12 protein-coding genes and 1 tRNA gene are annotated in these 18,708 nt (G+C 62.7%); 4 read left to right on the top strand and 9 right to left on the bottom strand.

The window, feature by feature from the left end; genetic code table 11:
• Positions 1-526 precede the first annotated feature (526 nt).
• The 6 genes from AXK12_RS00780 to AXK12_RS00755 form a co-directional block, all read right to left on the bottom strand.
• The gene (locus tag AXK12_RS00780) at positions 527-1,870 is read right to left on the bottom strand and encodes a bifunctional folylpolyglutamate synthase/dihydrofolate synthase (RefSeq protein ID WP_068710868.1); all 1,344 of its coding nucleotides are present in this window, start codon (positions 1,868-1,870) and stop codon (positions 527-529) included.
• A 72-nt stretch (positions 1,871-1,942) separates the two neighbouring features.
• Entirely contained in the window at positions 1,943-2,863 is a 921-nt protein-coding gene (gene accD / locus AXK12_RS00775) for an acetyl-CoA carboxylase, carboxyltransferase subunit beta (RefSeq protein ID WP_231863464.1), read from the bottom strand.
• A gap of 64 nt (positions 2,864-2,927) precedes the next feature.
• A complete protein-coding gene (locus tag AXK12_RS00770) occupies positions 2,928-3,551 on the bottom strand; it encodes a hypothetical protein (protein WP_068710867.1) in 624 nt (207 codons plus the stop codon).
• 80 nt (positions 3,552-3,631) lie between these two features.
• Complete coding sequence (gene floA / locus AXK12_RS00765; protein WP_068710866.1) at positions 3,632-4,636, bottom strand: flotillin-like protein FloA; 1,005 nt, start codon at positions 4,634-4,636, stop codon at positions 3,632-3,634.
• Between the two features lie 55 nt (positions 4,637-4,691).
• Positions 4,692-5,162 (bottom strand): NfeD family protein, encoded by a 471-nt coding sequence (locus tag AXK12_RS00760; protein WP_068710865.1) that lies wholly within the window; start codon positions 5,160-5,162, stop codon positions 4,692-4,694.
• Positions 5,159-6,790, bottom strand: coding sequence for an NfeD family protein (locus AXK12_RS00755; protein WP_082782531.1), 1,632 nt, complete (start codon positions 6,788-6,790; stop codon positions 5,159-5,161). Before AXK12_RS00755 ends, AXK12_RS00760 begins: the two co-directional genes overlap by 4 nt.
• Positions 6,791-6,898: 108 nt before the next feature.
• Between AXK12_RS00755 and AXK12_RS09560 the strand changes: the two genes are divergently transcribed.
• Together AXK12_RS09560 and dalD are read left to right on the top strand one after the other, a co-directional pair.
• Positions 6,899-7,291, top strand: coding sequence for a Sec-independent protein translocase subunit TatA/TatB (locus AXK12_RS09560; RefSeq protein ID WP_068710863.1), 393 nt, complete (start codon positions 6,899-6,901; stop codon positions 7,289-7,291).
• Positions 7,215-8,819, top strand: coding sequence for a D-arabinitol 4-dehydrogenase (gene dalD / locus AXK12_RS00745; protein ID WP_068710862.1), 1,605 nt, complete (start codon positions 7,215-7,217; stop codon positions 8,817-8,819). Before AXK12_RS09560 ends, dalD begins: the two co-directional genes overlap by 77 nt.
• Before the next feature lie 117 nt (positions 8,820-8,936).
• Here the strand turns inward: dalD and AXK12_RS00740 are convergent, their stop codons facing one another.
• The 3 genes from AXK12_RS00740 to AXK12_RS00730 all read right to left on the bottom strand — a co-directional run bounded on the left by AXK12_RS00740 (position 8,937) and on the right by AXK12_RS00730 (position 14,953).
• Entirely contained in the window at positions 8,937-9,314 is a 378-nt protein-coding gene (locus AXK12_RS00740) for a Spx/MgsR family RNA polymerase-binding regulatory protein (protein ID WP_068710861.1), read from the bottom strand.
• A 109-nt stretch (positions 9,315-9,423) separates the two neighbouring features.
• The gene (locus AXK12_RS00735) at positions 9,424-10,959 is read right to left on the bottom strand and encodes an endonuclease/exonuclease/phosphatase family protein (protein ID WP_068710860.1); all 1,536 of its coding nucleotides are present in this window, start codon (positions 10,957-10,959) and stop codon (positions 9,424-9,426) included.
• Between the two features lie 433 nt (positions 10,960-11,392).
• A complete protein-coding gene (locus AXK12_RS00730) occupies positions 11,393-14,953 on the bottom strand; it encodes an autotransporter-associated beta strand repeat-containing protein (RefSeq protein WP_231863463.1) in 3,561 nt (1,186 codons plus the stop codon).
• A 347-nt stretch (positions 14,954-15,300) separates the two neighbouring features.
• Here AXK12_RS00730 and AXK12_RS00725 point away from each other — a divergent pair.
• Together AXK12_RS00725 and AXK12_RS08420 are read left to right on the top strand one after the other, a co-directional pair.
• Positions 15,301-15,374 (top strand) — tRNA-Val (locus AXK12_RS00725).
• A gap of 160 nt (positions 15,375-15,534) precedes the next feature.
• A complete protein-coding gene (locus tag AXK12_RS08420) occupies positions 15,535-18,414 on the top strand; it encodes an ATP-dependent Clp protease ATP-binding subunit (protein WP_197456937.1) in 2,880 nt (959 codons plus the stop codon).
• Positions 18,415-18,708 lie beyond the last annotated feature (294 nt).

Raw genomic sequence — 18,708 nt, 5'->3', positions numbered from 1 at the left:
GGGGGGGGGGGGGGGGGGGGGGATTTGCGTATGACAGAGTGACAGTAATACACTGCGTAATAAAAAGCATCAGAAAACTTCTGATAGTATGAGCCGTTAGCATGCGCCCAAGAAGCGCCCAGGCCGCCCGATATAAAATCGAAACAGGCTACCTAGTTTAGCTCACTAAATTCTAAAAAACCGCATCGTAGTTCCTGCTCCCGGCCTATCGCCTTTTCCCACTACGCGTGGGGCGGCAGCCGCAGGCTGTTTTATTTGGCGGCGGGCGTTTACTGGTGATTTTTCCCACATCGCCCAAACGGGTTATCACTCTACTTTCCCCTCCCTGTCGCAACGCGACAGGGGGAATGCTTTCAAATTTGGGACTTCGCTTTCGCGCGATAGCGCGATGCGAAATCCCAAATTAAATGGAAGCGGTCACTGACCGCCGCCCCACGCGCAGTGGAGGTCTGTGACCTCTGACATTTACCTGGCGGACAAGATGCGGCGCGCAAATCAAACTAACCCAGCTAGGGTCTGCTCGCGTTTAGAAATCCTGCAAACGCGGCTCGGGGGCGCGCTCTGGCGGGGTGAGACGCGCGAGGACTTCGCCGATGAGGTAAATCGAGCCAGTCACGACAAGCACATCCTCCGCCCTACCTGCCGTGCACTGGCCTGCGGCGGGAAAAAGCTGGGCAACGGTATCGGGAACGACCTTCCCCCGAAAGTCTGGCGGCACTAGGCCCATCAGTTCATCCAGACTGCATGCGCGTGCTTGGTCAGGCACGACGAGGTGGAGTGCGCTCGCGTGCCGCGAAATCGTTTCGAGTAAGGGCCGCGCGCGCGCCGCCCCGAGCACGCCCGCAATCACCACGGGCCGCCGCCCCGTTTCGGCGACGAGCCTGGCGAGGTTGGCGTCGAGCACGCCCGCTCCTTCTGGATTGTGCGAAGAGTCCAAAATTAAAAGCCGCCCGCCGACTTGCACGCGCTGCCAACGCCCCGGCCACGCCACCTGCGCAAGCCCTTCGCTGATGCAGCTAGGGGTGAGTGCCCAGCGCGGGTTCTGCGCCATCAGCACGCGTGCTGCGAGCGTGGCGGTCGCCGCATTCCAGCGCTGGTAATCGCCCTCCAGGTTTGTCTGCGGATATGCCGCCCAATCCCCCCGCCCATCGCCTTCGCCAAAAACTTCGCGCACGCTGTGCACTGGCGCAGCGAGCTCGGCAGCCAGTGCACGGACAACGGCCTCCGCCGCAGCTGGCAGCCGCCCGATAACGACGGGGACTTGCGGCTTAATGACTCCGGCCTTTTCGGCGGCGATTTCCTCGAGCGAGTGCCCGAGCATCTCGCAGTGATCCATGCCGATGGAGCTAATGATACTCAGCTCGGGCGTGACGATGTTCGTCGCATCAAGGCGCCCGCCCAAGCCCACTTCTACGAGCCCGATGTCGCAGCGTTGGCGGCCAAATTGCAGCAAGGCCATCGCGGTCATGAACTCGAAAAAGCTCGGGCAATCTTCAGCGTTTCCGCCGCCTACTCGCTCCGCGAGCGGCCGTAACTCGTCCACATACGCGACGATCTCCTCAGGGCGCAGCGCGTGCCGCTGCACCTGCACACGCTCGCCGAGCATCACTAGGTGCGGCGAAGTATACATCCCCACGCGCCAGCCTGCCGCGCGGAAAATCGAGTCGAGCATCGCGACGACTGAGCCCTTCCCATTTGTGCCCGCGACATGCACGAGCGGAAGCGCCGCTTCGGGATTCCCTAGCGCAGCGGCAAAGCTGCGCATCCGGTCGATTCCAAACTTGAGCCCGTGAGTCGCTTTTAGGCCAAAGAGGTAGGCGCATACTTCCGCATAACGCGCGGTTAAAGAAGCAGAGGAGTCGGACGGCATTTGGGGCGACGCTCGTTAAGAGTGCGGGGACGGGGAGCGGATGCAGGCACGGGTCAAGCCAGGCGCGCGGCCTCACTTCTTGGCCGCTTCCGCCTCAGGCCTTTTCCCCACATAAAGCGCCTGCAAGAGTGCAGCGATCTGTGCGCGCATTTGCGGGCGCGGCACGATTAGGTCGATCAGCCCAAGGTTTAGCAAAAACTCCGAAGTCTGAAATCCCTCCGGCAGCGTGACCTTGGTCGTATCCTTAATCACGCGCGGCCCGGCAAAGCCAATCAATGCCCCCGGCTCGGCGATAATCACATCGCCCAGTGTCGCATAGCTCGCCGACACGCCACCGGTGGTCGGATGCGTGAGCACCGAGATGTAGGGCAAGCCCGCTTCGGCGAGGCGCCCTAGTGCGGCACTCGTCTTCGCCATTTGCATCAGCGAAAGGATCCCTTCCTGCATCCGTGCGCCGCCCGAAGTGCTAAAAATGATACAGGGGATTTTGCGCGAAATCGCCGTCTCGATCGTACGCGTGATTTTCTCGCCCGTGGCCGAGCCGAGCGTCCCGCCGCAAAACCGGAAATCCATCACTGCGATCGCGACCTCAATGCCTTGAATCGCGCCCACTCCGCAAATCACCGCCTCCGAGAGGCCGCTCGCTTTTTCGTATTTGCGCAAGCGGTCGGGGTACGCAATCGAGTCTTTAAACCCGAGCGGGTCGGCACTGCGCAGCTTGGCATCGCTCTCGACGAAGCTGCCCTCGTCCATCAGAAAGCCGAGCCGCTCGCGTGCGCCGATGGGCAGGTGGTGGCCGCTGCTGGGGATCACCATCTGGTTCTCGACCACGTCCTTGGTGAAGAGCGTTTCGCCAGAGACCGGATCCTTAATGTAGAGCCCGTGGCCAATCTCCTTTCGGCGTGTGCGCCGCACCGAGTAAGTGGGCTTGTCGAAAGTCGCTACAATGGGGCTGATCGACTCAGCCATATCGTCTAGGGGAGAGGAAGTCATCAAAGTTAAGCTTCGGGAAAGGCGCGGAACACGCGGGCGCAGGCGGCACCGAGTGTGTGTGTGGCTAGCGGTTTTGGAGGCCCACAGGTGGGCCCAACACTTCGCGCAGGACGACTGCGTATTTGAGTCCAGCAGGATCGCGAAGCTGCGCGCGAATAAAGCCGCCGCGCCGCGCCGAGCCAGAGGCAGCGCCGCCTCTTTGAGGCGAGGTCGCCTGGGCACTTTGTGCGCCGGCCCGGATAGCCTCTGCTTGGAGGCGGGCTTCGGCGAGTCGGCGCTGCTCGGCCGCGAGGCGCCGCTGTTGCTCGGCGAGTGCCGCGTAGAGGTCGGGCCGCGCAGCCGCACTACTGGACACATTTGGGCGAGCGGGGGCGCGTTGCGGTTGGGCAGCGGGGGCGCGCGCAGGCTGGGGACGCGGGGCGGCGGCAGGGCGCCGCGACGGATGGACGACGGGGCCGCCTTGGCGCTCGGCAATTTTGCGCTGGATCTCTTCGCGGATTTGGCGGGCCCGCTCGGCCCGCTCGCGAGCCGCACGTTCTTCGTCGTGAAGCTCGGCTTGGGGCTGCCCGCCCTGCCCCTCCGCTTCGTTTTCGCCAGCAGCTTTCTGATGCTGGCGCGCGCTCAGCCAGTAGGCAAAGCCCGCTGCCACAGCGATGACGAGTTGGAGGTGGTCGAGAATCCAGTCCACAGGAGGAAGGGCGAGAGAGGGCGAGGAATTACGCGGGAAGCAGAGCAGCCAGCGGCTACGGCGTGACCGGAGCGAGTCGCTTATTGCGACTCGCCGTTGTCGGAGGAGATGGACTTACGCATGTCGGTGTCGGCTTGGACGTTTTCCATGCGGAAGTAGTCCATGACGCCGAGGCGACCACTGCGGAAGGCATCGGCCATCGCGAGCGGCACTTCGGCCTTCGCGGCGACGACCTTCGCCTGCATTTCTTGCACTTTGGCCTTCATTTCCTGCTCGAGCGCGACGGCGGCCGCGCGGCGGATTTCGGCCTGGGCTTGGGCCATGTTTTTGTTGGCCTCGGCTTGCGCTTCTTGAAGCTTCGCGCCGACGTTGTCGCCCACGTCTACGTCGGCGATATCGATGGAGAGAATCTCGAAGGCAGTGCCGACATCGAGGCCGCGAGAGAGGACGGTTTTGGAAATACTGTCGGGCGTTTCGAGGACGACTTTGTAGCTATCCGCCGAGCCGATCGTGGTCACGATACCTTCGCCGACGCGGGCGATGACCGTCTCCTCCTTCGCACCGCCCACGAAGCGGTCGAGGTTGGTGCGCACGGTGACGCGGGCCTTTACTTTGACTTGGATACCGTCCTTGGCGACACCGTCGATCGTAGTGCGCCCACCTTCGGGGTTGGGGCAATCAATCACCTTGGGGTCGACGGAGGTGCGGACCGCTTCCTCGACGCTCTTGCCCGAGCCCTTGGTCGCAAGGTCGATCGCACACGCGCGCTGCCAATCGAGCTCGATGCGCGCTTTCTGCGCGGCGATCAGCGCTTGGACACAGGCAATGACATTACCTCCGGCGAGGTATTGGGATTCGATTTCGTTGATTTCGAGTTGGATGCCCGCCTTCACCGCGCGGATGCGCGCCTCGACCATGATACCGTAGGGCACACCGCGCAGGCGCATCATAGCGAGGTTTACCAGGCTCACGTAAGCACCGGATAGCCAAGCCTTTAGCCAGACATTGAAAAACGAGATAACGATACCGAGGACGATCAGACCGGCGACCACCGCCGCGATCATGATGACGAGTGTTAAGTTCATAATTGGGGAAAAACGAAAAGAGAGGGCGAGAGACTGTGGAGGAAAGCGCTAAGGGCTAGGGCGTATTTTCTAAGATGACGATGAGGCGAAAACTCTCGGCAGCGACAACCTTTACCGGCTTTCCCGCCGAAATGAAACCGCTGCGAGAAAAGGCTTCGTGCTGGCGACCGTCAATGAGCACGTAGCCGCTCGGCGCAAGCGTTGTGATCGCCTCGCCACGTGCCCCGACGAGGCTTTGCTGCGGCTCGGCAGTCGCCGTGCCGCTGACGCTGCCTTCTAAGAAGAGGCTTCGCCCGAGTGCCGTCTTCGGAAGGATCTTAAACTCGATAAAGAGCACCGCCACGACGAGCACGAGTGCAGCGACAAAGGCGAGCGCGCCGCCGTTAACTCCGTAGTCGTGAAAACTCAGCCCGACCGCGCAAAGCAGCGCGACGCCGCCAATCGTGCCGAGTATCCCGCCGGGCACTACAACCTCGAAGCCAATCAGGAGCGAGCCGATCGCGAAACAAATTAAAATAGCGGTCATGCGCGCAGGCTCCCTTCGGCGTTACTCGCGGCGGGCGAGGCTGGGGCGGCAGCAGCGTTTTGCGGGCTTTCCGCTTGGGCGAGAGGCTCGGTTGACGGGCTTGCAGAGGCATTTGTCTCGGCAGCGGCGCTTACGTGAAACGGGGGCGGCGAATCGGCACGCTCGACGAGCAGCTCGAATTCGCGCCGCGCGCGGACACGCACGCGTTCGCCCGCATCGACCGTGCCCACGGCGACGCGCGCCTCGTAGCGCCGGCCGTCGATTTCGATTTGGCCGCTCGGGAAAAGCGCGGTGGCGGCCACGCCTTCGCGGCCGATCAAGCTCTCCTCCTCAATCTCGGGCGCACTGGTGCCAGTCGCCGCGGCCGCGAGCACGACACGATCCCAGAACATGCCTTTAGGTAAAAAGCGCAGCAGTGCCAGCCCCCCAAAAATCGCGAGCGCGAGACCGGTGCCGAGGTTCATCAGCGGGCTGAGGAAGACGTCTGCCGAAATCGTCAGCGGCTCGTTTGGCCAAATGTCGGCCATCGACCAGAGCAGCGAGCCGAGCAGCAGCAGGATGCCGCTAAGCGCGAAAACGACTGTGCCGGGGAGGAAGAAAAGCTCGACCGCGACAAGGATTAGCCCGAGCGCAAAAATCAGAACCGGCTCGTGACCTGAAAGCCCGGCGACGAAGTTGCTTAAGAAAACGAGCCCGAGCAGCGTCACCCCCGCGATGCCGAAAATCCCGAAGCCCGGAGTTTTGAACTCGATGAAGAGCGCCAGCAGGCCGAGCCCGAGCATGAGGGGCACAAGCCCCGAGAGCCACACGGCGAGTTGCTCCGACCAAGTCTCGTCGAGCCGCGTGAGGGCGTAGCCCTCTGAGCCGAAACGACTGTCGAGTAACGAAGCGATATCGTCGGCGACTCCAGCGGCGAGTAAGGGCGTGGGCGGATCGCCGTAGAGCGCGATCGCCTTTTCCGCAGTGAGTGTGAGCAGCTCGCCCTTCTCTTTGATAACCTGCCCGTCGAGCTTGAACTCGAATTCGGGGATGCGCATCGCTTTGATCACGTCAGCCCGGCGCGGCGCATGCGTCGTGTAGCTCTCGATTTTGGCGGAAAGATAGCTGTCGATCTTGCGCTTCATCCCAGCGGGGATGTCCCCACCGCTGCCGGTCACGACATCCGCCGCCCCCATCACACCGCGCGGGGCGAAGTAAATCTCTTCGCTCACCGAAGCGATAATCGCCCCCGCCGATATGGCCTCGCTGTTTACGTAAGTGAGTTTTTTCCCAGGGAATTTGTCGAATGCCTCCATGATTTGGAGCATCGCCCCCGCCTCGCCGCCCGGCGTGTCCATGTCGATCAGGACAATGTCCGCGCCAAGCTCGATCGCCTCTTTTAGCCCGCGGCGCACGACATAGAGCACCGGCTTACCGATAGCCTCACGGATGGGAATGACCGCCACTTTGAGCTGCGCCGCGCTCGCCGCCGGGGCGGGCTGAGTTTCGCTCGGCACCGGCTCACCGACTTCGCTTGGCGCGGCCAGTGCAGACGGAGGCGCCGATTCGCTTTCCTCTGCGCGTAAATTCGCCGCACCAAAAACGAGCAGGGCAAAAAATCCGATAAGGGTGAGGGCCTTGGGCAACATGTAGAGGTAGACTAGGCGGCGAGCCTCCCCACGCAAGCGTAGTGACCACAGCGCGCGCACTTTAAATTTACATGTGCCGCCCGAGCCATTCACAGTGCCCGCCCTCCCATGTACGCCCCGTCGTTCACCACTCACCTCGCCTTCATCGAAGGACTCGGCGGCCCCGAGCTCATGATGATTCTCTTTGTGGTGCTGCTCCTCTTTGGCGGGGAAAAACTGCCCGAGTTTGCACGGGGGCTCGGCAAAACCATGCGCGAATTCCGCAAAGCGGCGAGCAACGTCGAAGACGAGTTCAAACGCGCCATCGACGACGTAGAGCGTAACGCGGCGGGCGAGGCCCACTTGGACGACACGCCTGCGCCCCGCCACGCAGTGCCGCCCCCGACTTACGCGTCGCAAAGCAAGGCCCCACCTTCCCCACACCATGACAACCCCAACCCCAGCGACCAAACTCCCCCAGAACGCCGCGCCGCCGCCGCCCCCAGCGACACGCCAAACTGATCAGCCTGCGCTCACTCAACTGCACCTCGGGCTCGGCTCCTTCCACCGCGCCCACCAAGCCGTTTACCACCAACGGCTGCTCGACCTCGAAACAGCCGCCTCCACGGGCACAGCACGCGATGCGCCCGCAAAAAACGGCTTTCCGGCTTGGCAACTCATCAGCGCAAACATTCGCCCCGACCCGAGCGCTGCGGTCGAAGCCCTCGCCGCCCAAGGGGGGCACTACACGCTCGAAACGATCGCCCCAGACGGGACAACGCACTACGAGCGCATTCACGCCCTGCACGAAGTCATCCCCTACGAAGTGGGGCTCGCCACCGTGATTGCACGCGGCAGCGCGGCGACCACGCGCGTCATCTCCTTCACCGTCACTGAAGCGGGCTATTACCTGGATGGCCGCGGCGCACTCGACCCGCAAATGCCCGAAGCTGCCGCCGCAATCGCGCACGCGCGCAACACCCAAGCCCGCGAGCCGGGCGACACGCTTTACGGCGCAATCTGCGCCATCCTCCAAGCCCGCCGCGCTAATGGCAGCGGGCCCGTCACCCTGCTCAACTGCGATAACCTCCGGCACAACGGCGGCAAGTTTCGCGCCGCACTCTTGGAATTCATGCGACTCGCGGGGCTCGACGCGCTGCGCGCGTGGGCGGAGCAAAACACGACTTGCCCGAATGCCATGGTCGACCGCATCACCCCGCGCCCACCGCCCGAGCTGCGGGCGCGCATCCACGCCGCGACCGGCTGGGCAGATGCGTCACCCGTCATGGCCGAAAGCTTTCTTCAATGGGTGATCGAGGACGATTTTATTGCAGGCCGCCCGGCTTGGGAGCGTGTAGGCGCCGAGCTCGTGCGCGACGTCGCCCCGTACGAGGAGGCTAAAATCCGCATCCTCAATGCCAGCCACAGCGCGATCGCTTGGGCGGGCACGCTACGCGGGCTAAGCTATATCCACGAGGGAACGGCGCAGCCCGACATCCGCCAAATCGCCTACGACTACGTCACGCGAGACGTGATCCCCTGCCTTACTTCGCCCTCGGGTGAGCCCAGCCCGGTAGACCTACCCGCCTATCGCGACGTCGTGATCGCCCGCTTCGCCAACCCCGCCATTCGCGACACCAATCAACGCGTCGCCGCAGACGGGTTTTCAAAAATCCCGGGCTTCATCGCGCCCACCGTGCGCGAATGTTTGGCGCGCGGCGCGAGCATTGAGGCGACGGCTAAAGTGCTCTGGCTCTTCCTCGTGTTTTTACAACGCTGGCATCACGGGGCGCTACCCTACCGCTACCAAGACCAAGCGATGGACGAAGTGCGGGCGCACGCGATTTGCGCAGCGGCGGACCCCGTCGCCGCATTTTGCACAGAGCCCGCGTTGTGGGGCGAGCTCGCGGGCGACCCGCGACTCGTCGCTGCCCTGCGCAGCGCGAGCGACGAAGTGAAGAACCCCGGCCTTGCGTCCGGGGCTTCTCCTCCACCAGTTGGCGGAGCCTTCGGCTCCATAGAACAACTGCCTCGCTTGACCTCGCCATGAATGGCGAGGCTTGCGCTTTGGCGCGTGGTCAGCGCCACAGCGGCCAACGCCGGGTAATCCTTCAGCGCCCTCGCGCGGGTAGCGATGGGGAGCACCCGCGCGGGCGATTGGTCGCGTTTACGCGCTCAACTGCGCGGCCCACTCCGCTTGCCTAAACCCGACGAGTGCGACGCAGCGGCCTTCGTGCTCGCCGATCAGGAAGGGCCGTTTAACGAGGTTTCCATTTTGCCCGAGCAAAGCGAGTGCCTCGTCCACGCTCATTTCGGGTAGCTTTTGCGCGAGCCCTTGGGCGCGGTAGTCCATGCCCGAAGTGTTAAAAATCCGGCGCAGTTCGGATGGGCCACCATAGGCCGCAAGCATCGTGCGCAGCTCCGCAGGGCTCGGCGCTGTCTCGCGAATCGCGTGTTCGGTAAAAACGATGCCGCGCTCGCGCAGCCACTTCACTGCATTTCGGCAAGTGCTGCATTTCGCGTAAGTGTAGAGTTTTAGGGACATGGGCACAGAGTGAATGAGCTTAGCGCGCGGACGGCGAGCGGTGAAATCGCGCGGACAGCGAGCCAAGGAGCGAGCCGCGCTGCTGTTCAATAAAAACGCTCTGCGAGCGCTATTTCACCCAGCTCGGGTCGCGAATGACAAATTGCCACCTGCCGCCGTACTGGCCGAGCTCGCCGTAAAACTGGACGCTCGCGCCCGCCCGCCACCGCTGCCGCAGCCGGTCGCGCAGCTCCTTTTCGGGAATCCAGACGTCGAAACTTTCGCCATCGATAAGGACCGCGAGGCGGCTGCCCGCAGCACGCCGACCGACGACGCGAATGATGCGGCCTTTGAGTGCGTCGTCGCGCAGGGCTGCAGCCCCGCCGAGCTCGCTCAAGCGCAGGGCGACGCGCTCGATATCGATTTTAGAAAAATCAACCCAGTTCACATGCCCAATCCCCTCGTTTGCTGAGGGGTTTTTCAGCCAAATGCCGCGTTCTGTGTCGCCGTCATCGACTGTGATAAACTTCGCGTAAATCGGCAGATGGTCGGAGAAGCCCGAGCCGCGCGGCCCTGCGAAACTCCAACGTTTGGGTAGGCCGTTATCACTCACGTTTACGCCGGGGAGCCGCGCGACGCCAAATGAGTTATCCACATACTGAACGCCGCGATAATCGTAGAGCCCGCGCGTGAGTAGCATCTGCATGAGTGTGCCCCACTCGCCTTGATAGGCGTCGCTGGCGCGCTCCTCCGGCGGCAACTCAAACCACAAGTTATAAAGTGCGCGCGGCCAGCGGCGGCGTATCGCAAGCTCGTCGCCCTGCGAGCCCAACACGTCGCCAAGCGCGGTCGTCCCCATCTGCGGGTAACGCTGCTTTTGGTTGTGCTGCGAATTAAAATCGCCCGCCACGATAATGTCCGCACTCGGGTCCTCGGCTAAAATCGCGTCGAGCCGATCGCGTAAGGTTCGCGCGTTGGCGATACGCGTCTGCTCCTCGGCGAGGCTACCCGCGCCGGATTTCCAGTGGTTGTTAAATAAATAAAGCCGCGCGCCATCGACCTCGACTTCCACTTCGAGAATCGCCCGCGCGTTGAGCGTCGGGTGCGAGGCCGCGCGGCGCACGGGGAAGCGCGTAAAGGTGACATTCTTCTGAGCGAGAGCCCGCACAGGCTCCAGTTGCACAGCCTCGCCGCGCACGACGGTGTACCCCGTCATGCCGCGGTCCGCCATTGCCTTGAGCAGGAGTGCTTCGGCAGGCAGATCGGCCACCGCCGCGTCAAAGCGCTCGCCCAACATGTCGCGAATCGTCGTGTGCGCATAACGCCGGAGGATCGCATCGTAGTCGGGCACTGGCTCGCCGTTCGTCTGATCGACCTCAATCTCTTGAAACAAAATGATGTCGGGCCCGCGCCCTCCCTCGAACTGGCTTACGACATGCGTGATTGATTCGAGCTTGGTGAGGACATGCTGGCGCGTGTAATGCGGCGGCTGATAATCGCGAAACAGTGCCTGCGAATCCGCATCGAAGAGGTTTTCGACATTGTAAACTAAGACAATAAAGGGCCGCGCCAGAAGCGCGCACGGCAACACGAACACCAGCAGCGCGAGCCGCAGAAAACAAAGTGCCCGGCGGCTGGTTGGGCATTTTTCGCGAGATGAAATCATGGCGCGCCTCTTTTCCGCCGCCACGCTACTCGCAATCCGCCCAGAGGCCAGGGTCTGTTTCCGTCTCAAACGCGAGCCGCCCTGAAGGCAGATTTCCCACTACGCGTGGGGCGGCAGCGTGTCGCTGCACCCATTTACAGAGCCGCTTGGCTGCTGTGCATTCGCACAGCGGCCAAGCGGCTCTGTAGAAAGGAGCCCAGACTTGGAGGCGGGAGTTTACTGGTGATTTTCTCCACTTCGCCCAAGCGGGTTATCACTCTACTTCCCCTGTCGCAACGCGACAGAGGGGAGTGATTTCAAATTTGGGATTTCGCTTTCGCGCGATAGCGCGTTGCGAAATCCCAAATTAAATGGAAGCGGTCACTGACCGCCGCCCCACGCGTAGTGGGAAATCAGCCCCACGCGCAGTGGGAAAAAGCGCATCAACCAGCCTCTAATGAGCGACTCGCATTTTTGGGGCACGCGTCTTCAGTCCCTGTTTTTTCCTAAAAGCCCAAAGGGCCAGTCCTACTAAGCCGAAAATTGCGCCGTAGGTCGTGGGTTCGGGGAAGGGGGTGATGCGTATGAAATGTTCGTCGAAAGGGGCGAAGCGTGCCGGGCCGTAGTCGGCGAAAATGATTTGCCCGAGGGCCACTGCGCTCGCCGATGTGCGGCGGATGAGCAGGTAGTCGGCTTGCTCGACGTATTTGCGGATAAGAAGCCGCGAGTCCGCGTCGGCAAAGGTCAGGTGGTTGAGGTACAGGTAGTTTGCCCGCGTCACTTCGCCGCCTGCGAAGTTTATGACGCCGCGTCCTTCGATGTGCAGTGTATCAAAGGCCTCGCGCACGCCGGGCAGCACGTTGCCGTTATTCAGCTGCAAGATGCCCTCGTGGAAGCCGCCAAAGTCGGTCGGCTGCTTAGGCCACACGCCGCGTAGCGTCACCTTGGCCGTGTCGGCGATTTGGTGGCTGGCCGCAATAAGGAGGAAGTCTTCGCCGGCGAAATCGCCCACCACGATGTCGCCCACGATCGCGTTTCCGCCGCCGGTCTTGTGGAGGGCGAGGATGCCTCCGTTTACATAGGTCGTGCCGGTGTAGGTGTTGGCCTGCTGGCCCCAGAGGAGGAGTTTTCCCTCTCCGCTTTTTACGAGTTTCGCGCTCCCAAAAATCTCCGACGAGATGTCGAGCTGGGTATTAACGGTCGGCGAAGGGATGTGGATATGAAGCACATCGGCACTGGTGGTCACTCGGCCAAACTGCATGTAGCCGCCGTTTGCGGCGAGGAGCCCACCCGAAATAATATCGAGCACGGTCGATGCGTTGGGGAATTGGAAGTTGAGCTGGGCCCAGTTTCCGAAGCGCAGCGAGTTCACCTTAAGTTGGCCGATACCGTAGTAAAATTGGTCAATCGAGACGTTGTCGGTCGCCGTCCAAGTCGAGGGCGCAGTGGTTTTGTAATCGCTCTCGCTGTAGGCGACGAGGTAGCGGTCGCTAGTCACGGTCGCCCAATGCGTCCCAAAACTACCGTCGGTCACAGTCGCCCAGGGCAAGATGCCGCCGCTGAGTGCGGGCGCAGTGGCGAATCGCAAGCGCGGACCGGGAGCCGTGGCCGTGTAGCGCCCGATGCCCGCCGAGTTCGTAAAGCGAATCGTCGCGGTGTCGTCACTACGGGTGAGCGAGGCGAGGTTAAGCGTCGCCGATCCGCTCGCGCCGCTGCTGCGGTTAACTACGTCTATCGTGTTATCGCCGCCCGCGAGCGTCACCGCGCCAATCGTCTCCGACGAAACCGCGTCCGCGGCATCGCTCCCCCAAAAGCGAAATGAGCCCGCATCGAGCGTCACCGTCGCCGCATCGCGCACGCGGTCAGTCAGGTTTACCCCGCCGGTCGCGGCAGTGTTCGTGCCCGCGTTATCGAGGGTAATGATGCCGCTGCGCTCGGCTCGCAGCGCGCTGATTGCGCTCAAGCTGCCGCCTTCGTTTAGACGCAGCTCGGCGTCCTCGACGGTCACGCTGCCCTCGAGTTCGTCGTTGGCGACCGCCATGTCCGCGCGCCCATCGCCCACGAGTCGCAAGCTGCCGTTTCTCAAGGCCTGGGTAAACTTAAGCTCGGCGTAGAGCGGCCCCGGTCCAAACTGCGCAATCCCATCGATCACGCGAATCGTGCGCTCGCCGCCCGCGAGGTTGAGCGCAGTATCAAGGATGAGTGCCGGCGAGTTATCGCGGTGGCCGAAAATGAGTGTGTTATCGAGCCCGACAAAATACTCCTGCCCCCAAGTAATCTCAGCCTGCGAACCATTGAAGCGCAGCGTCTGCACTAACCCGCCGAAGACGGTAATCCCGCCGTCTCGCCCCGCCTGCCACTGCACTTGCCCCGCCCCCGCACCGAGATTCACAGCAGTCTCGCCTATAGTCCCAGAGCCGGCGAGCATGATTGTGCCGCCCCCGAGCTGAAAGTTGGTGGCGATCGCCTGATTCTCCGGAACGATGAACGCGCCCTCGCGAATCACGGTCGGCCCCGTATAGAGGAGCCCGCCGCGAATCATTAACAGGCCATCGCCTGTCTTAATCAGACCGCCATTGGTAAAGTTGCCGATAAAAGACCCGACACTGTTGCGGTGGACGTTTATCTCGCGCTGGCCACCGGCGAGGTCGACCGCGTTTCTCAACTCCACGGTTCCTGCCGAATACTCCGAGCCAAAGAGAAACGCGGACCCAAACGGCACGAAGCCACCCTGCCCCCACGTGAGCTTTCCTCCTGCGACGCCGTCCTCGTTGGTCAAGGTAAGGTAAGCCGCATTCCCCGTGCCCGTCGCCGAAAACCCGCCGCTGCCCGTCCACTGGATTTGGCCCGGGCCGGTCCCAAGCTGCCGTTTAAATTGATAAGGACTGGTCTGAAACACCAGCACGCCGCCAGCGAGCACGATGTTGGTGCCCGTATCCGTTTTATCGAAACCGCCCGGTAGCGCCGCTTCGCTTTCTATCAACAGCCCGCCCTCGCGGATAATCGTCGCGCCCGTGTAGGCGTTACCCGCATTGGCGAGTGAGACAATGCCCCGGCCAAGCTTCGTCAGCGAGCCGTTGCCCGTCACTGCCCCCGTGAGCCGCAGGGTATCCATGCGCGCGCCAATCGCCGCGTCGCCCATCAGCACGATGTCGCCCGCAAAACTGTTACGCCCGCCGTCGCTGTAGAGCGCACCCACATTCCCAAAGCCCCAACGCCACACGCCCTCACCTGTGAGGTGCAGCGTCTTCGCACTCGTGTAGTTCAACAGTAGCCCTTCGCCCAAATTCGCTTGGCGAAAGGCGAGTGTCGCCCCGTCCGCCACGCGCGTGACAAGGGCGGTGCTGCCGAGTGCGCCGTTGGCCGTGACGACCGCCATACCCGCATCAATGTTAATCGTCCCCGCCCACGCAGAATTATCCGCCGCGAACACTGCGGGCCCGCCACTCATAGCCACGCGCAACTCACCCGCCATCCCCGCGGCCCCCGAAATCGCCCCCGCAAAGCGCAGCCCAGCCGTCCCCTCGACCAGAATCGTGTGCCCGCCCGTGTTGAAGCTCCCGTTAAAACGCAGCCCGCCCAAACTCTCGTTATAAATGCGAAACACGCGCGTGGGGTTGAGCGTGGAAACGTTCACCGCGCTGTTAATCACGATCTCGCTGTGCCGCCCCTCGCGGTTGAGCACCGTGATGAGCCGCCCGTCATCCGCGAGCGTGTCCCCGAGCCAGAGCGACTCGCCGCTAAGCGTATAATCGAAGCCGCTCTCAAACCATAGCGCGCGCAGCTTCCGGTTCGTAAGCGAGTTCTCGACCAGCTTGGCCTCCCCCGCTGCGCCACTCGGCACATTGCCGAAAAGCACCTCCGACTCATCCGGCGGCACCACCCCGCCAAGCCAATTTTGGGGATCCGTCCACGCACTCGTCCCTGCGCCCCCACTCCACTGGTAAGCAGTCGCAGGGGGCAAGATTTGCGCAGAAGTTAGCCCTACTCCGCCGCCCAGAAACACAGCGATCACAGCAACAAAGGCCCCTGCGGAGCCCACGCACTTCCCTCGCGCAACACGATTTCCTAGAGCTGCCGAGGCCCGCTGGGGCTGGGATTGGGGCGTATCCATAATATCACGACACCGCTAGGAGCGCCTATCTTGCCCGCAAGTCTATTGAGCACCTTTTGGCATAAACTAAGAAAAGATACGTATCAAAATCCAACTACTCGTATTCGGAGTGCTTAGTGCCTCGACGAAGCGCCAAATAAAGCAGAGCGGCCAAATGAAGGCACACGACTGTTTTGTGTGGATTTTCCTAAATGCATCTGGCAACAACGGCCGCACTGTGGCCTCGCGAGGCTGCAGAAACACTCGTCGGATGCTTAGCTCAGTTGGTTAGAGCACCTGCTTCACACGCAGGGGGTCACTGGTTCGAGTCCAGTAGCGTCCACGAAGTAAGGAAAGGCCCCGCCACTCGCGGCCGCCGCGCCTCAGCGCCCACTCACCCCATCTCGGCTGCGCCAAAGTGTTTCGCCCCCGAGTCACAGCCCGCGCCAGTCAGTCCCGCCGCGGCCCCAGCCTCCGCGCTTCGCCCCGCCCGCGCCCCTCTCGTGCAGCGCCCCCACCCGCAAGGCACGCGTCCTGCACTCCCCAAAAGCATCATGGACTTTAACAAACTCACCCAAATGTCGCGCCAAGCGATCACCGAGGCCCAATCGCTCGCCCGCCGCCACTCGCACAGCGAAGTCGAGACCTGGCACCTACTCGCCGCGCTCCTCGCCCAAGAAGGCGGCCTCGTCCCCGGCCTGCTCGAAAAGCTCCACATCACGCCCGCCGCCCTCACGCTCGCGCTCACCCGCGAGCTCGACCGCCTCCCCAAAGTCAGCGGCAGCGTAGACACCTCGCGCGTCTACGTCACCCAAGCGTTTAACGAAGTGCTCACCCGCGCCGAGGCCGAGACCGCCGCGCTCAAAGACGATTACACCTCCGTCGAGCACCTCTTCCTCGCACTCCTCGACGTCGGCAAACCCGAGCCCCTCAAAAAACTCCTCGCAAGCTTCGACCTCGACCGCGCCTCCGTCCTACACGTCTTGCGCGAGGTGCGCGGCGCGCAGCGCGTCACCACCGACAACCCCGAAGCCACCTACCAAGCCCTAGAAAAATACGGCATCGACCTCGTCGCCCAAGCCCGGAAGGGCAAGATGGACCCCGTCATCGGACGCGACGAAGAAATCCGCCGCACCATCCGCATCCTCTCCCGCAAGACCAAGAACAACCCCGTCCTCATCGGCGAGCCCGGCGTCGGTAAAACCGCCATCGCCGAGGGCCTCGCCCAGCGCATCCTCCGTAGCGACGTGCCCGAGGGACTAAAGGACAAAACCATCTTCGCGCTCGACATGGGCGCACTCGTCGCGGGCGCGAAGTATCGCGGCGAGTTCGAGGAACGCCTCAAGGCCGTCCTCGCCGAAATCAAACAATCCGAAGGCCGCGTCATCCTCTTCATCGACGAGCTGCACACCATCGTCGGCGCGGGCAAAACCGAAGGCGCGATGGACGCCGGCAACCTCCTCAAACCCATGCTCGCACGCGGCGAGCTCCACTGCATCGGCGCGACCACTTTAGACGAATACCGCAAACACATCGAAAAAGACGCCGCACTCGAGCGCCGCTTCCAGCCCATCCTCGTCCAGCAACCCAGCCCCGAAGACGCCATCTCCATCCTCCGCGGCTTGCGCGAACGCTTCGAGCTACACCACGGCGTGCGCATCCAGGACAATGCACTCGTCAGTGCCGTGCTCCTCTCGCACCGCTACATCGCCGACCGCTTCCTCCCCGACAAAGCGATCGACCTCGTCGACGAAGCCTGCGCCGCCGTCCGCACCGAGATGGACTCCATGCCGCAAGAACTCGACGAACTCAGCCGCCGCGTCCTCCGCCTCCAAATCGAAGAAGCCGCGCTTGCCAAAGAAAAAGACGAGCCCAGCAAAACCCGCCTCGCTGCCCTGCGCAAAGAACTCGCCGAGACCCGAGCCCAAGCCGACGCCCTGCGCCTCCAATGGGAAAAGGAAAAGGCGAGCGTCCAGAAAACCCGCAAACTCCGCGAAGCACTCGACGCCGCCCGGCTCGAGATGGACGCCGCCGAGCGCGCCTACGACCTCAACCGCGTCGCCGAACTGCGCCACGGGAAAATCCCGCAACTGGAAGCCGAGCTAAAGCAAACCGAACAAGCCGAAACCCGTGCGGGCGAATCCCCCGAAACCACGAGTAAAGCCGACGCCCGCGCAGAGGCGCCCGCCTTGCGCAGTGGCGCGGCCACTTCTTCGGGTAAAGCTGCTACAGGCGCGGACACTTCTTCGGGCCGACCCGCCGCCGCCCCAGTCGCCTCGTCAGACACGCCCGCGCCAGCCGCAGAAAGCGCCTCCGACACAGAGACAAACGCCGCGCCGAAAACCCGCAGCACGCTCTTCCGCGAAGAAGTCTCCGAAGAAGAAATCGCCGAAGTCGTCGCCAAGTGGAGCGGCGTGCCCGTGACCCGCCTAGTCGAGGGCGAACGCGATAAACTCCTGCGCCTCGAAGCCGTGCTCCACCAACGCGTCATCGGCCAAGACGAAGCCGTCACCCTCGTGACCGAAGCCATCTTGCGCGCCCGCAGCGGCATCAAAGACCCGCGCCGCCCCGTCGGCTCCTTCCTCTTCCTCGGCCCCACCGGCGTCGGCAAAACCGAACTCGCCAAGACCCTCGCCGAAACCCTCTTCGACAGCGAAGCCGCCATCGTCCGCATCGACATGTCCGAGTACATGGAGAAACACAGCGTCTCCCGGCTCATCGGCGCGCCCCCCGGCTACGTCGGCTACGACGAAGGCGCCCAACTCACCGAAGCCGTCCGCCGCAAAGCCTACGCCGTCGTCCTCTTCGACGAAATCGAAAAGGCGCACCCCGATGTATTCAATGTCCTCCTACAAGTCCTCGACGAGGGCCACATCACCGACTCCCAAGGCCGCACCGTAGACTTTAAAAACACCATCCTCATCATGACCTCCAACATCGGCTCCCGCTTCCTCTTGGAAGGCGTGAGCACGAACGCGGAAGGCACCATCCCCGAAACTGTCCGCGAAAGCGTGATGAGTGAACTACGCGCGAGCTTCCGACCCGAATTCCTCAACCGCATCGACGAAACGCTCCTCTTCAAACCGCTCAACCTCGACGAAATCACTCAAATCGTAGACCTGCTCCTTGCCGACCTAAATGCCCGCCTCGCCGACCGCCGCATCCACGTAAGCCTTTCGCCAAAGGCCCGCGAATGGGCCGCCGAAAAAGGCTACGACCCGGTCTTCGGTGCCCGCCCGCTCAAACGCTTCCTCCAACGCCAAATCGAAACCCGCCTCGCCCGCGCCCTAATCGCCCGCGAAATCCCCGAAAACGCCACCATCCACTTCTCAATCGAAAACGATGAACTCGTGATGCGCACTTCTACAGAGAGGGGAAAGTAGAGTGATAACCCGTTTGGGCGAGGTGGGAAAAATCACCAGTAAACTCCCGCCTCCAAGTTTGGGCTCCTTTCTACCGAACGCTTGGTTGCCGTGCTTGCGCACGGCAACCAAGCGTTCGGTAAATGGGTGCAGCGACACGCTGCCGCCCCACGCGCAGTGGATGGTCTGTGACCTCTGACACTGACCGCGCGGACGGTCGTGAACCGTTTCAAGCGTGGCGGCGACGGCTCGGCTGGCGGCGTTAGCAAAGGGCGGCGGCGGGGGGCTTGGCACTATTGCGCTGGAGTCGGCGCT

The sequence above is a fragment of the Cephaloticoccus capnophilus genome (assembly GCF_001580045.1).
In the GTDB taxonomy this organism is placed as follows: Bacteria; Verrucomicrobiota; Verrucomicrobiia; order Opitutales; family Opitutaceae; genus Cephaloticoccus; species Cephaloticoccus capnophilus.
This window is presented reverse-complemented; position numbering and strand designations above follow the sequence as displayed.